Consider the following 13,410-nt stretch of genomic DNA (forward strand, 5'->3'; position numbering starts at 1 on the left):
GCGGCCCTCGCCTCTCGACGACGACCCTGGCGCGCCACCGCGTCCTGCGCGACGCTGTGGGGCGAGACGGTGTGCGGCGGAACGAGTCCGGGGGCAGGCTGTGCGGAAGCCGGTGTTTGTGGGGATGGTACCCAGCCTCGCCATGGGGTTGGCGTCCGGTTCCCTGCTGATCTGGAGCACGACGTGGTACGAGCAGGTGGCCTACGCGCACGATGTCCGGTGGGCTGTGCTGGTCGCTCTGTGCGGGGGCGCTGCCTTGGGGCTGGCGGCCTGGGCGGTGACCGGGGCGGAGTACAGCCTCATCGGCTGGGCGATGGCCTTGGTGGTCGCGGTGCACGTCGTCACCGGGACCCTCACCGCGGAGCGCCAGGCGCTGCACGACCGCGGCCTGGAAGTGACAGCCACGGTGAGGAAGGAACAGGTGCACCGGCTCTCTGGCAGCGGAGGGGTCGAGGTTGGCCCCACGTATACCTATGACCTGGCCGTCCGCGGGGACCACCCGCATCGTCACCTGGACGCGGGCACCACGCGGCTGACGGTGGGTGAGCGGGTGCTGGTCACGATCGATCCCGATGCCCGGGCGCCCTCACGCCTGGGCCACCGCCCCGATGTCGGCCCCATCCCGGCATGGATTTTGGGCACCTGCAACGTGCTGTTCCTTCTGATCACCGTGGGCCTGTCGATCGGCGTCGGCCGCTCCAGGCCGTCGCCTTCCGCCCGGAGACCGGTCAGCTGGCACCAGCGGCGTGGCCCTGGGGCTACCCTGCGCTCGCCCTCGCCAACCGTGCCGCCGAAGCAGCGCCCGTACTGGTAGCCCGCAGCCGTCGGACGAGCGATGCGGTGCGCTGGCGACCGGTGCATGGAGACGCGAGGTGCTCCGCCCAGTAGGCCATCGCAACGGCGTCCCTGGTCCGGGGAGCGGCCGGCAGTGCTTCGGCACCGGACTTCGCCACAGGGGCGTTGTGCGTTCGGCTTGAGTCCCCCTACAGCCCGTCGGTGTTCAGCTCAGCCAGGTACTCCCCCAGGAACCGGCGTGTCTGATCGTCCGTGGCGCCGACGTATCCGGTGTCGAAGCGACTGTCTGCCCAGGAAGTGTTACCCCGGCGGCCGAGGTCAGTGGCCGCCGGGGCTTCGCGTCAGGGCTGCATGTGCAGCCGCCGTCCAGGCCGACTATGTCGCGGTACTCAACGAAGGGTCGCTGTGATCCGCTGCCGCAGCTGGGCATCGGACAGCTCCTCGAGGTTGCGCCAGGTGGCGCCCGAGACCTCTTCGGTCTGGAGTTCGCCGATGTCGGCGATGGTGCGGAAGAGGAAGCGAAAGCCGAAGTGCTGGCGGCCGGGCTCGTCCTTGGCGGGGTTGGTGTCGATGGGGTGGGTGTCGATGTGGAGCGGGATCTCTCCGTGCGAGGTGATGACGTGGGGCGAGATGCCGGTTTCCTCGGCGAGTTCGCGTCCGGCGGCTTGGAGAAGGGTGGCGTCGGAGACTTCGAGGTGGCCGCCGGGCAGGAGCCACTTTTGGGTCGCATGTGGAGAACGTGCAGGATGCGGCTGTCGGGGCTGACGAGGATCGCTCCGGCGGTGACGTGGCCGGGCAAGGTCGTGCGGCTGGTGAGGTCGTCGCCGTCGTCGAGGAGGCCGAGGACGACGCCGATCTCGCGCTTGTCCTCGGGGTGCTGGTCGAGGTAGGCGGCCCGTCCTGCGAGCGCGAGACCGACCGAGACGAGGGTCGATCGCAGCCGTTCCGTCCGGCGAGCGAATCGACGGGTGAGGCCGGGCATCTACTCGGCAAACGTCTTACGCGGGCAGGAGCCCTCGGCGCAGACGAACAGGCGCACCCGCAACGACATGATGACGAGTTTGCCAGCCGTGGGTAGATCTCGGGGAAACCGCAGGTAAGAGCCGTGTATTCGACTCGACCAGCACCTCCAGCCTGGACAGGCCGCCCGTCTGGCCGTGGACCTGGCCTCCACTCTTACGACAGCGTCGGCCACGTGGACGACCCCACCGACATGTTCTTCACCGATCCGACCAGCAGCTCTGTCAGCTGCGGCCACGCGTTGTTCACAACGCAGAACTGTCGACGCCGTCACCCTCGGGCAGGTCGATTTTCGGGCGATGTCACCCGCCATCGAACGACGACCAATCGTCACGCTGCGTACACGACACAAGAAGTGGACCAGAGCCCGTGAAGTAGCAGCGTTTGATCAGCAGTTTGGGCAGCAGTTGGCGATCTTGAGTGCTGCAGATGCTCACGAGAAATGACGTCGCCTTGGTGCGTTGCCACCGGAGTGCGGCAGAGCGGTCCGTCCCTTGATCACCGGTCGTTAGACTCCCGGCGTTCGGATGCTGTCGATGGACTGGAAGGCCAAGCCATGGACGACGACCGTTGGGACGACTGGCCGGAGCGATGGGTCGGCACGGACTGCGACGTGCGGGCGGCCGTCAGCGCGATCTCGCGGGAGGTCAAGGACGGCTTCAGGTACGACGAGATCCCCTGGCAGCGGTTCCGGCACTTCTACGGCCCGGGCGAGGAGATCCCCGGCCTGCTCACCAGGCTCGCGTCCGAGGTCACCGAAGCTGCCGACAGAGCCTTGTGGCAGCTCTGGACGAGTCTTCACCACCAGGGCAGCACGATCGCGGTGGGAGCACTGGCGGTGCCGTTCCTGCTCCGGATCGCGGCGATCGCGCGCCCCGAACTCCGTGCGCAGACCCTTCGCCTGGTCGCCGAGATCGGCCGGTGTCAGCACATGGGGGACGGATCGCGGGAAGGCCTGCTCCAGGTCGCCGAGGAGCCGCTGATGATCGAGGGCAGCACGATGTGCCCGGTGGACTGGACGATCCAGGCCGCCCGTCAGGCCGTCATGGACGACCTGCACCTTTTGCTCCCGCTTCTCTCCGACCCTGACCCCGAGGTCCGCTCCGTGACCGCGTACGTTCTGGCGGCGTCGACCGACGGGCCTTCACACGTCTCCTCTGCTCTGCAGTCCAGGCTGGCGAAGGAAGACGATGCGGTAGTCCAGGTGAGCCTGATCCTGGCGATCGCCCAACTCGCCCGCGAACACCAGGACGAACATGCTCCCAAGTGGGCCCGGGGCCTGTGGTCGGATCCCGGACGACCTCCCGAGGTCCGCATCGGCGCCGGCCTGGCCTGGCTGTGCCTGGTCACTGACCCCGCCCCCGACGAGCTCCGCGCCTTCCTCACCGACCCCGGCACCCGTCAATACGACGGCCTGCTCCAGCCGGTGCCATGGCTCACCTGGATCGACTCCACCGGCGTCGGGCTGCGCAGTTGCATCGACGAAATGCTCGCGGCGAACATCCCCGAAGCGGTGCTTGACGATCCTTGGGGTGGAGGACCATCAAGCTGAACCATGCGTCTCCCCGGCCAGCAGCAGGGCGACGGTCTCCTCGTCTTCCCGCAGGTCGACAACCGGATGGAACACCCGGTCAGCGGGCAAGTCCCCGCCGGTGACGGACAGCGTCATCTGGGGGGTGATGCGCTTGTCCATCGCCGTCAGGATCCTGGGGGCGCCGGACTCGATGCCGAGGGCGACCTCCCGCAGGCCGTTGGCCCGTAACGCAGCCAGAACGCCGTCGTCCTCACGGTCCAGTACGTTGATGCGGCCGGTCGCGTCCCACACGTACCGCTCCCCGACGCGGGCGTCGGCGAACGCCTTGAGGGCGGGGTGGATGACACGGCGAGCGCCGAGGAAGAGGTCGTCGACCGCGCGGAACGCCGTCACCCCGTACTGGTCGTGGAGCTGGTCCATCTCGTCGATGATGTTGCGCGGGTCCCGGGTGCGGATGGTCACGTCGGGGTTCATGGACGCCGCCGCCCCGCAGAAGGTGCACTCGTACGGGCAGCCACGCGAGCACACCAGGTTCGCCTCGAGGCGGCCGTCCTCGGCGCGGTAGGGGTCCTGGGGCAGGAAGCGGCGGTCGACGAACGGCAGGGTGTTGATGTCGGGAGCCAGCCACGACCGGGTCTCGCCGTGGGCGATGCTGTACTTGGGGTGCTTGTGGCCGGCGTCGCGCCACATCACCTGGGGCAGGTCCTGGCGGCGGTGGACGTCGCGGAGGACCTGCGTGGCCCGGGTTTCGCCCTCACCGACGATCATGGCGGCAATGTTGTGGAACCGTGTATCGCGCAGGACTGTGGTCGGGGTGGCCTTGGCGTGGTGCCCGCCGACCATGACCAGGATCGAGGGGTCCAGTGCGGCGGCGATCCGGGCGGTCAGGTCGTACGTCGGCGCCAGCAGGTTGAACGCCACCCACCGGGGCCGCAACCGGTTGACGACCTTCGCGGTGCGCCCGATGCCCAGGCCGTGAGCCTCGGCGTCCAGGACGCCGACGTTGAGCCCGGCAAGGTGGGCGACGCCGGCGATGTACCCCATGCCTAAAACCGGCAACGTGTAGTCGTTGACCCGGGGGCGCTGGTCGTAGTCGCGTAGCGGGGCGTTGACGAACAGGCAGTCGAGCGCCTGGTGCGGGTCGGCTCCGGCTACCAGGGTGCGGTCAGGGACCGGTGCGCTCAGTGCTGCGGGCATGTGTCCCCCAGGTGAGTGTGGCCAGGGTGAGCGTGTGCAGGTCGGCAGGCGCGGGGCCGGCCAGGTGGCGCCAGCGCTTCTCGAAAGATCGGCCGGACTTGTCGTCAAGCGGCCAGTCCTGTGACGGTGCGATACGCGCCGCCCAGGTACGCACAGCGAGATCGCTATGCGGATAGACCGAGAAGTCGCCGCTGTAGTCGGCCGCGGCAGCGTGCGCAGTCCACGGACCGATACCAGAGATGGCCATCAGCGCGGTGGCGAGCTCGACCGGCGCCAGCTGCGCCCAATCCTCTTCGTGGCGCAGGATCGCCTCCGCAGCCGACCGGAGCTTGGGCCGGTGCAACTTTGCCCCGACCGCCGTGAACTCCTCGTCGCCGAAGGCGAGAACCTGCTGCGGCGTCGGCACGAGGTACCGGGTCCGACCACCGGCGACCACCGCAGTCCCGTACGTCCGGCACCAGCGGCCGTAGAGCGCCCGAGCCTGCTCGGCACGCACGATCTGCCGCAAGACCGCCGTGGTAACGGCATCCCACAGCGAAGGATTGGCCAGCCGCACGACCGGACCGAGGCCGGCGAGTACGACGCGCAATTCGCCCGGGACACTGGTCGGGAGGGTGACCGGGTCCGTCGTGACGACCTGCGGTTTGACGTCCTCGGTGCCCCCCGTGCACGCCAGCGACAACCCAGCCTGGCCGAAGACGGCCACCCAGGTCCCGCCCTCCGTTCGAACGGCGCGCGCCAGCACGCCGTCATCCCCCCTCATCCAGGCGGGATGGTCGGTGGTCAAAATGGTGCTCATCGCGCTACTCCTCGGCGAGTTGACAACCGTTGCCCGCCCAGCATGCCGCTGTCGGACTCACGACCGGAACCAAACCAGCCCTGCTTCAGCCGGAACGCTTCCACCCAGTTCCCGGGCATCACCATCAGGCCGGTACCGAGGGGCCGCAGCGGGACTCCTACGACCAGATAGGCAGCCCGCTGACCAAGACCTGCAGAGCGTTATCGACGACGCGCTCCACGACCTGCCCGGGCGGGGTGTTCCACTCGGTCCGCAGGAATTGCTCCTCCCCGCCCGCGCGGAGAGGACAGTCGCCCTGCCACCCCGATCCGCCCCAGCACCGGCTCACCTCCGCTCGGGCGGAGAAGACACCAGCGCCATGAGCGGCCCGTGCGCGGCGAGCGGCTCACCTCCGCTCCCTCGGAGAGGACTCGGCGCTGGTCGCCGCGGTGGCCGACGCGGTCGGCTCACCTCCGCTCGCGCGGAGAGGACCCCAGAACGCACGAAGGACGACCAGTGAGCCTCGGCTCACCTCCGCTCGCGCGGAGAGGACCTGTGCGTGGTGTGCTCGGGGTCGAACTCCGCCGGCTCACCTCCGCTCGCGCGGAGAGGAATCCCGCAGCCGCGGGGGTAGTCCGGACACCGTCGGCTCACCTCCGCTCGCGCGGAGAGGACTGTGACGACCTTGTCCAAGCGCGCGTTGATGCCGGCTCACCTCCGCTCGCGCGGAGAGGACCCAGCGCTCCCCAGGTACCAGACCTGGGGATCCGGCTCACCTCCGCTCGCGCAGAGAGGACGCGCCGGCCAGGATCTGGTCCAGCATGCCGGTCGGCTCACCTCCGCTCGCGCGGAGAGGACGGTTCGCCGCCATCGACCACCCCGACGGCGTCCGGCTCACCTCCGCTCGCGCGGAGAGGACCGTGCCGGTGGTGGTGCCACTCCCCCAGCGGCCGGCTCACCTCCGCTCGCGCGGAGAGGACAGCGGCGCGGGGCCAGTGCTCGACCCCGCCGACGGCTCACCTCCGCTCGCGCGGAGAGGACTCGTCGGGGGTGCGGGTTGTTAACTGCCGTGTCGGCTCACCTCCGCTCGCGCGGAGAGGACCGGCCGGGCCCCGCCCGTTCAGCGACCACCCCCGGCTCACCACCGCTCGCGCGGAGAGGACTCGCTCACGGCGCGTGCTCGGCAGCTCGGAGGGGGCTCACCTCCGCTCGCGCGGAGAGGACAAGCCGAACTCTGAGATAACGGGTTGATAACGCGGCTCACCTCCGCTCGCGCGGAGAGGACCCGGGGGCGTTGCGCTCCCGTGCGCGGGCGGCCGGCTCACCTCCGCTCGCGCGGAGAGGACTCCAACGTCTCGTACGTGTCCTCTGGCAGCGGCGGCTCACCTCCGCTCGCGCGGAGAGGACTGTAGCCCTGCCGTGTGAGCTTGGAGGCTGCGGGTGCCCACGGCTCACCTCCGCTCGCGCGGAGAGGACCCTTTCTGACCTGGAGCGTTAGGTGGGCTTTGCTGATTCTTTGCCTGGGTTGTAGCCGATGAGTGTCAGGCCATCAAAGTCGATGGGGGACCGGCGCTGGCCCCCAGCGGTACGTAGGGTGAAGCCTTGCTCGTTGTCGCTTGGGTAGGCCAAGACGGCCGTGCCGTCTGCGACTGTTGCGGTGACGGTTGACCAGAGCTCTTCGCGTACGCGTGCTGACACCGTTCCGATGTACAGCTCGGGCGTGACCTCGAGGAGCCAGCGTGTCAGCGCGCCGCGCAGGTGGTCGGGCACTGCGGTGAGGGAGATGAGCGTCATCGCGGCCATGGTGTGCCGCCCCCGTGGCTCATGGACGGGCTCCGTGATTGGCCCCTCCGGGGACCGCTCCGCTGACGGGGTCCCACAGGTTGACCAGTTGTTCCTCGGGGTCCGGCGCTTCGTGCTTGTGGCCGGGGGCGAGGAGGGACTGGATGTCGGTGACGATGCGCGGCAGCAGTTTGAACAGGCGCAGTCCGTCGCGGAAGGATCGGCGTGCGTCGCCTTCCGGCTGCGGTGATGCGTGGAGGGAGAAGGCGAGGGGGATGGTGAGCTCGGCCTTGTAGAGGTCGGCGATGTCGTAGACGAACGCCTGTTGGTTGCCGCTGTGCACATAGCCAAGGGCGGGCGAGCAGCCCAGTGCGGTGATCGCGGCGTGGACGATGCCGTAGAGGCAGGTGTTGGCTGAGGAAAGGGCCAGGTTGACGGGGTCTTGGTCGTCCCAGGCGGCGGGGTCGTAGGAGCGCCGGAAGCGTCCGATCTTGTACTGCTGGGCCAGAAGGCGGTAGTGCGCTTTGACGCGCTGGCCTTCCATGCCTCGGAGTGTGTCGAGGTTGGCGCCGGGGGCCACGGTGCCGGCGCCGAAGCGCTTTTCGTACATGGCTGTGGCGACGGCCAGGCGTTGGTGGTCGTCGGCCCAGAGGCGGACTTGGCGCTCGAGCCAGGTGGTGGTGAGGGAGTCGGGGAGGGTGGCGGCGTAGCAGCGGACGCCGCCGGCGCCGGTGATGACGAGGGTGGTGCCGTGGCGGGCGAGGGTGGCCATGGCGCGGGCGGTGATGGAGGTGCCGGGGCCGAGGAGGACGCAGCTGAGGGCGGCGGTGGGGAGGTAGACGGTTTCGGTGCCTCGCCGTTCGGTGGTGACCTCTGCGAGGACGCCGGTGTCGTCCTGGCGGACGCGGACGATGTCGAGGTAGAGGAAGGACAGGGAGTCGGCGATGCGGGGCAGCATCGCGACGGTGGGGGCGGCCAGTTTGCGGCGGGCGTGGGTTCGGGCTGGGGTCGTCATGGGTGTGCGGTTCGGGTGGGGGCAATGGTGAGCAGTCCGCAGCCGTAGGCCTTGCCGCGGCCGATGCCGTTGGTGAGGGCGGTGCGGAGCTGGTCGGCGTCGATGACGGCGGCGGTGCCGTCGAATCGGGTGCGTTTGTGGTTGATGCGCTGTGTGTGGGTGCTGTCGCGGGGGGTGCGTGTTCCGTGGGCGGCGTCGAGGGGGGTGGAGTGCAGGCTGAGCGTTTTGAGGCCGGCCTTGTCGGCTTGGCGCAGCCACCATTCTTCGGCGGCGGTTCCGGTCAGTGCGACGACGGGGGGCAGGTTGTAGAGGGCGCGGGTGGTGGCGCCGGGTTTGCGTACGGGGCTGGCGACGCAGCGGTAGCGGATGGTGAGGCCGGGCCGTAGGGCGTCGAGGAGGGGGTCGAGGGGGCGGGTGAGGGCTGTGCCGTAGGTAGGGGGCAGCTGGGCGAGGTCGGGGTGGTGGGTGCTTTGCACGAGGAGGTGGGGTCCGGTGGGGGTGTCGTCGGTGCGGTGCAGGACACCGAAGTGGGCCCGGGGGTCGGGGCCGGTGTGGTCGGGGAAGAGCGACATGAGGCGCCGGTGGGTGTCGACGGCGCTGCGGGCGTCGCTGCGGGCGTCGCGGGAGCGCGGGTCGGGGACGATCCGGGTGAGGTAGACGGTCACGGCCGGCTCCTTTCCGGGTGGTTGAGGTGGTGGGTGGTGTAGGTGCTCAGGGCGGTCAGGTGGTCGGTGCCCAGGCCGGTGTACTGGGCGGTGGGCAGGTGCAGGGTGCGCTGGTAGGCGGGGCGGGAGCTGTAGGTGCGCCGGCGGGGGTGGAACGTGGTGGGCTGGTCGTTGATCGCGCCGGCCGGGGTGTCGCCGTCCCCGGCGTCCTCGGTGAGCAGGTGGTCGGGTACGGGGAGGCGGCTGAGGGGCTGGTCGGAGGTGAAGGTGACGCCGGGGTCCCGGTCGGCGGGCGGGGGTGGGGCGGCGATGGGCAGGTGGATGAGGTGGTGCAGGGCGTCGTCGCTGGCGCCCAGGAGCAGGGGCCCTTCGGGTGGGCAGGAGCGCCGGCCGAGGTAGGGCGGCCACTGCGGCGTGAGCAGTGCCTGCGCCAGGGTCGGCAGGAGGTCGGTGGGGGTGGTGTCGGTGGCGGTGAGTGCCGTGGTGAAGGCGGCGTCGGCCAGGTAGGTGCGGTGGGTGAGGAGTGTGGTGGTGTCGCCGCTGCGCTTCTTGCCCTCGGCGGTGGTGACGGTGGCCCGCGCGGGAAGCCCGCCGCCGACCGTGTGCAGGTCGCGCAGCGGCACGCCGGGCCGGTCGGTGCGCACGGTCAGGGACAGGGTGGCCAGGTCGTCGATCGGTTCGTGGCGGGCGCGTCCGAGGGCTGAGGCCAGCAGGCCGATGAGGCCGGAGCGGGTGGGGAAGGGGGCGGTGTCGCGTTCGTTGAAGTGGCTGTGGCGGCCCCACGACTGCAGGGGAGCGGCGAGTCGCAGCAGGAGGCCGGGGGTGGGGCGGGGCGTGGTGGTCATGCGGTTTCCGCCTGGTGGGTGAGGGCGGTGTCCAGGGCGGCGGTGAGCAGGTCGTCGTAGGCGTCGTGGCGGGTGCCCAGCCCGTCGAGGGACTTGGTCTCCAGGCTGGTCCAGCCGCTGGTGAGGATGTTGCGGGTGCCGAGCATGGTGTTGGCCGCGCGGGCGTAGGCGGCGAGGGCCTGGCGGGAGGGTGCGGCGTAGCCGCATTCGGGAGCGGCGGTGACGGGGCGTTCGAAGGCGGCCGCGTAGGACAGGGGACGGTCGCTACGGACCGTGAGGTGGACGAGGTCGGGGATGGTGTGGGGGGCGGTGGAGTTCTTCTTCGCCTGGGGCAGGGAGACGATGAAGGCGTGCAGGAAGGCGTGGGCGAGTTCCCGTACCTCGCTGCTGGTTCCGTCGAGGTTGCGGGTGAGGTCGCGCAGGTCGAGGGTGGCGTATCGGTAGAAGGTGCCGGCGCTGAACTCGGCGTGGCCCATGTGGCCGCTGCCCTTGGCGTCGGCCCAGGAGGCGGTGACGTCGTCGACCGCGGAGAAGTAGTCGAGTTCGACGTCCGTCATGTGTGTGGTCAGGGCGTGGGCCACCTGGACGGCTCCGTCGACGGCGGCGTCGTCCACCTCGGCGAGCATCCGCCCGAACAGGTTGATCACACCGTTGCGGGAGCGCAGGATCGCCTCGACCCGGTCCTTGGGCAGGACGCTCTTGTCGGCCGGCTTCTTGATGTCCTTCGCGGCCTGCAACTCCTGGCGGTGCTCGATCGCGAGGTCGGCCAGCTCGGCGACGGCGGACTCCGGGACGTAGACCATCGCGTTGGTCAAGACCTTGTTCGGCACGATCTGCTTCGCGTCCTTGGGGTCCTTGGCCAGCTCGAACTTGATGCTCGAGGCGGCGGCGACGTGCCCGCCGGCCCGCTGGGCCAGCTCCAGGGGCCAGCCGTCGCGCGTGTGGAGCAGCCTGGTGACCCGCTCCCCGATCCGTCGGGTGCGCAGCGCGGCCTGCCCGATGTGCTCCTCGAACGCGGTCCGCACCGCGCGCTTCCAGGACTGGCTGCTGACCCGGGTGCGCAGGGTGTTGCCGTACTGGACGGTCTTGACGGAGTTGGTGTCGTCGCGGTTGAGGTTGGCGAACGGCACGGACTGCAGGATGTGGATGTCGATGAAGCGAGCCGGCGTTGCGGACATGCGGGTGTCTCCCTTGAGGTGAGCGTGCGGGCAGGGCTGTGCGGCGGGACCGTGGGCGGCCGGCCGTGGGCGGGTTATTCGGCGGCGCTCGTGTCGGCGATGGCTTCCGCGTCGCGCTGTTCTGCCTTGGCGCGTTCGGCCTGGGCGCGCAGGCGGTAGTAGTCCTGCAGCCATCGGCGGGCGATGCGGCCCGAGTGGCGCTGCCAGTGGGCGAGGTCGGACAGCAACTGGGCGAAGTCGACGTCGACGTCGAGTGAGCGCAGGTAGGCGACCGCGGCGGGCAGGTGGCGGTGCAGGCCGGGCAGGCTCTGGCGGGTCAGCAGGTTCAGGCGCGCTTCGGCCGAGGCCTCCCTCATCTGGCTGTCGCGGCCCGTGCCGACGGCCGCGGCGAACGCCGCCCCCAGGCTGGATCCCGAGCGCCTGGCCCGGGTGTCGGTCGCCGGCACCGCTGCCGCGGGATCGCCTGCAGTGTCAGCGCCCGCGGTGGCGGTGTCGCTGTCGCCCGCCGCGTCGGGCTCCCGGGCCGCGGTGAACGCGAACCGCGGCTGGGCGGCGATCATCGCGGCGACGGCGTAGTACGCGCGCTGCACGTCCTCAGGGGTGTGGTCCTGCGGCAGCCACGGCGCGACGAGCTTGTGCATGCGCGGTACGGCGTCCAGGTCTTTGCGCAGGCCGCTGCGCAGCGCGGTGCGCGCGCCGGGGTCCGCGCACAGCGTCGTGATGCGGGCGACGAAGGTTTCTTCCCGCCGTTCGCCGCGCGCCGCCCGCTGCTGGGGAAGCACCGGTCCCGAGGGGGAGGTACTGTCCGGTGGGGTCGCTGATGCGGTGCTGGTCATCCCTTGCCTCTCCTTGCTGCAGGCAGGTGCGGCCAGGCCGGTCGCCGGGCTGGCCTGCGCCTCTTACTTCTTCTTGCGGTCGCCGCCGTAGAGCTCGATCCGGGCTTCGAAGACCGCCTTCGCACCGCGCTGCGTGCGGGTCACGGTGGCGGTGACCGCCTCGTAGGCTTCTTCCGCCAGACGCAGGAACGCCTTGCGGGCTTCGGCCGGGTCGAGGCCGCCGTTGGGCAGGGCGTTGGTGCGGTCCAGGTCGCAAAAGCGGAGCCAGAACTCCCGCTCCGCGCGCGGCCAGTACCGGGCCGCGGCCTCGGCGACCCAGGTGTCCGGTTTCGCCTTGGCGTCGGTGACGTAGGCCGCCCAGGCGCGCTTGACGGCGCGCTCGAGCCGCCACCCGAACAGCTCACCCAGGTGTCGCAGACGGCCAGCCGCCGGAGCCGCCTGCGGTGCCTGCTCCTCCACCACGTCGAACACCGTCGGGGTGGAGGCGTCCACGAACTGGGTGTCCTTCGCCTGCCCCTCCTGGTCGAATCCCAGCGCCCGCACCCGCAGCCGGTCGGACACCTCGTGCGCGGAGTGGAACACCTTCGGCCGTTCGGGCTGGGTCGTGCCGGACGGCTTCAGCAACAGCAGGGCGTCCAGGTCCCGCCACAAGCCCCGCTGCGCGTCCGCCGGCCGCGGATAGCGATTGCCCTGCTGGCTGATCTGCCAGATCAGAAAGTCGTCGTCCCGGGGGATGCGCCCCGTGCGATAGGCCCAGGTGATATACGCGTCCCGCACCAGCTGCCCGTCACCTTCCGGGACCAGGAGCAGCGCGTGCTGGGAGCATGCGGTCAGCCGCGCGCACGGCCCCACCGGCGCCTTGGGCGCCCTATCGGGGTCGGGCAGCTCGTCCCACTCCCACGGGCACTGGTCGTCCGCCCGCCGCACCGTATGCGGCGGCGGGACGAGCCCGGCCAGCAGCGTCTCGAAAAGGCTTTCGCCCTCCGGGTGGTAGGACAACGCCGTACGCAGAGGTCCTGCCGTCGCGCTGGCGCTCTTCACCCCGTTGACCTCACGCGCCGAGCAGCGGCCCGACGGCCCGAAATAGTGCCAGACCAGCAGGTTCAGCACCGCCTCCGACACGGTCGGCAGATCCGGCGCCACGTCGCTGCCGTGACGGAACCAGGCGTGGTTGTTGCCCGCCGGCCTCGTCACGACCAGCTTGTTCACCCCCGCCGTGTTGTCCGGATCGCACTGCTCGGCCAGCCGGGCATCCTGCATCCACGGGCGGCCGCCCACCGAGTCGTACGCGAAGAACCGATCCCGGTACCGGCCGAAGTACTCCTCGACACCGCGTACGGGCAGGCGGCCTTCGACCAGGACGTCGAGCCGCCGATCCGTCCAGCCCCCCGGGCCGGCCTCGTCCAGCTTCGTCACCCGGGCCGTCAGCGCGTACAGAATCCGCAGCAGCGCCGTGTGCGCCGGCGGATCGGCGATCGCCAGCCCCGCGATGGACTCCGCCCGCAGCAGGGCATCGCGCAGACCTACCCGCGGCGGCAGGTCCTCGCCGGTGCCCTCCTGGGCGTCAGACCGCCAGCGCACCGGGATCCAGGGCTCGTCGACGAGGCTGTAGCTGCCACCGGGCATGGGAAACATCCGAATCGGTAGGAGAGACTGAGCGGAAGGGGGCCCTGCGGGAGCGGGGGTGAGCCGTTTGCCGCTTGAGAACGAGCCACGGCCCGGATCCCCGTGCCCGCGCGAGCGGGCGGGCTGCCAGGCAGCGGTG

At 70.5% G+C, this 13,410-nt stretch carries 13 protein-coding genes and 1 CRISPR repeat array; of the genes, 3 read left to right on the top strand and 10 right to left on the bottom strand.

All coding sequences use genetic code 11. The features are described 5' to 3' along the window. The first annotated feature begins 142 nt into the window (after positions 1-142). Positions 143-814 carry a hypothetical protein gene (locus ACF053_RS27670; RefSeq protein ID WP_391956493.1) on the top strand — a complete coding sequence of 224 codons (672 nt, stop codon included), beginning with the start codon at positions 143-145 and terminating at the stop codon, positions 812-814. Positions 815-1,184: 370 nt separating this feature from the next. On the opposite strand, the gene ACF053_RS27675 is transcribed toward ACF053_RS27670, so the two are convergent. Beyond that, positions 1,185-1,505: an NUDIX domain-containing protein gene (locus ACF053_RS27675; RefSeq protein ID WP_391956525.1), complete on the bottom strand. Its 321-nt coding sequence runs from the start codon at positions 1,503-1,505 to the stop codon at positions 1,185-1,187. Positions 1,506-1,525: 20 nt separating this feature from the next. On the opposite strand from ACF053_RS27675, the gene ACF053_RS27680 reads away from it, so the two are divergent. Together ACF053_RS27680 and ACF053_RS27685 are read left to right on the top strand one after the other, a co-directional pair. After that, positions 1,526-1,873 (top strand): hypothetical protein, encoded by a 348-nt coding sequence (locus ACF053_RS27680; protein ID WP_391956494.1) that lies wholly within the window; start codon positions 1,526-1,528, stop codon positions 1,871-1,873. A 498-nt stretch (positions 1,874-2,371) separates the two neighbouring features. Continuing rightward, positions 2,372-3,367 carry a hypothetical protein gene (locus ACF053_RS27685; RefSeq protein WP_391956495.1) on the top strand — a complete coding sequence of 332 codons (996 nt, stop codon included), beginning with the start codon at positions 2,372-2,374 and terminating at the stop codon, positions 3,365-3,367. Here ACF053_RS27685 and ACF053_RS27690 read toward each other — a convergent pair. The 9 genes from ACF053_RS27690 to casA all read right to left on the bottom strand — a co-directional run bounded on the left by ACF053_RS27690 (position 3,359) and on the right by casA (position 13,271). Beyond that, a complete protein-coding gene (locus tag ACF053_RS27690) occupies positions 3,359-4,546 on the bottom strand; it encodes a B12-binding domain-containing radical SAM protein (RefSeq protein ID WP_391956496.1) in 1,188 nt (395 codons plus the stop codon). The genes ACF053_RS27685 and ACF053_RS27690 overlap by 9 nt on opposite strands. After that, positions 4,515-5,345 (bottom strand): hypothetical protein, encoded by an 831-nt coding sequence (locus tag ACF053_RS27695; protein WP_391956497.1) that lies wholly within the window; start codon positions 5,343-5,345, stop codon positions 4,515-4,517. Before ACF053_RS27695 ends, ACF053_RS27690 begins: the two co-directional genes overlap by 32 nt. A gap of 320 nt (positions 5,346-5,665) precedes the next feature. Next, a CRISPR array of direct repeats spans positions 5,666-6,800; the repeat unit is 29 nt; unit sequence CGGCTCACCTCCGCTCGCGCGGAGAGGAC. Positions 6,801-6,818: 18 nt separating this feature from the next. After that, positions 6,819-7,127: a type I-E CRISPR-associated endoribonuclease Cas2e gene (gene cas2e, locus ACF053_RS27700; protein WP_391956498.1), complete on the bottom strand. Its 309-nt coding sequence runs from the start codon at positions 7,125-7,127 to the stop codon at positions 6,819-6,821. 19 nt (positions 7,128-7,146) lie between these two features. Further along, positions 7,147-8,121, bottom strand: coding sequence for a type I-E CRISPR-associated endonuclease Cas1e (gene cas1e, locus ACF053_RS27705; protein ID WP_391956499.1), 975 nt, complete (start codon positions 8,119-8,121; stop codon positions 7,147-7,149). After that, complete coding sequence (cas6e, locus tag ACF053_RS27710; protein WP_391956500.1) at positions 8,118-8,786, bottom strand: type I-E CRISPR-associated protein Cas6/Cse3/CasE; 669 nt, start codon at positions 8,784-8,786, stop codon at positions 8,118-8,120. Before cas6e ends, cas1e begins: the two co-directional genes overlap by 4 nt. Beyond that, entirely contained in the window at positions 8,783-9,631 is an 849-nt protein-coding gene (cas5e, locus tag ACF053_RS27715; protein ID WP_391956501.1) for a type I-E CRISPR-associated protein Cas5/CasD, read from the bottom strand. The genes cas6e and cas5e overlap by 4 nt, the downstream gene beginning before the upstream one ends. Next, a complete protein-coding gene (gene cas7e / locus ACF053_RS27720) occupies positions 9,628-10,809 on the bottom strand; it encodes a type I-E CRISPR-associated protein Cas7/Cse4/CasC (protein ID WP_391956502.1) in 1,182 nt (393 codons plus the stop codon). The genes cas5e and cas7e overlap by 4 nt, the downstream gene beginning before the upstream one ends. Positions 10,810-10,883: 74 nt before the next feature. Next, positions 10,884-11,645, bottom strand: a complete 762-nt coding sequence (locus ACF053_RS27725) for a type I-E CRISPR-associated protein Cse2/CasB (RefSeq protein WP_391956503.1) — start codon at positions 11,643-11,645, stop codon at positions 10,884-10,886. A 63-nt stretch (positions 11,646-11,708) separates the two neighbouring features. Beyond that, complete coding sequence (casA, locus tag ACF053_RS27730) at positions 11,709-13,271, bottom strand: type I-E CRISPR-associated protein Cse1/CasA (protein ID WP_391956504.1); 1,563 nt, start codon at positions 13,269-13,271, stop codon at positions 11,709-11,711. Positions 13,272-13,410: the final 139 nt, after the last annotated feature.

The organism is Streptomyces kanasensis (genome assembly GCF_043077165.1).
Taxonomy (GTDB): Bacteria; Actinomycetota; Actinomycetes; order Streptomycetales; family Streptomycetaceae; genus Streptomyces; species Streptomyces changanensis.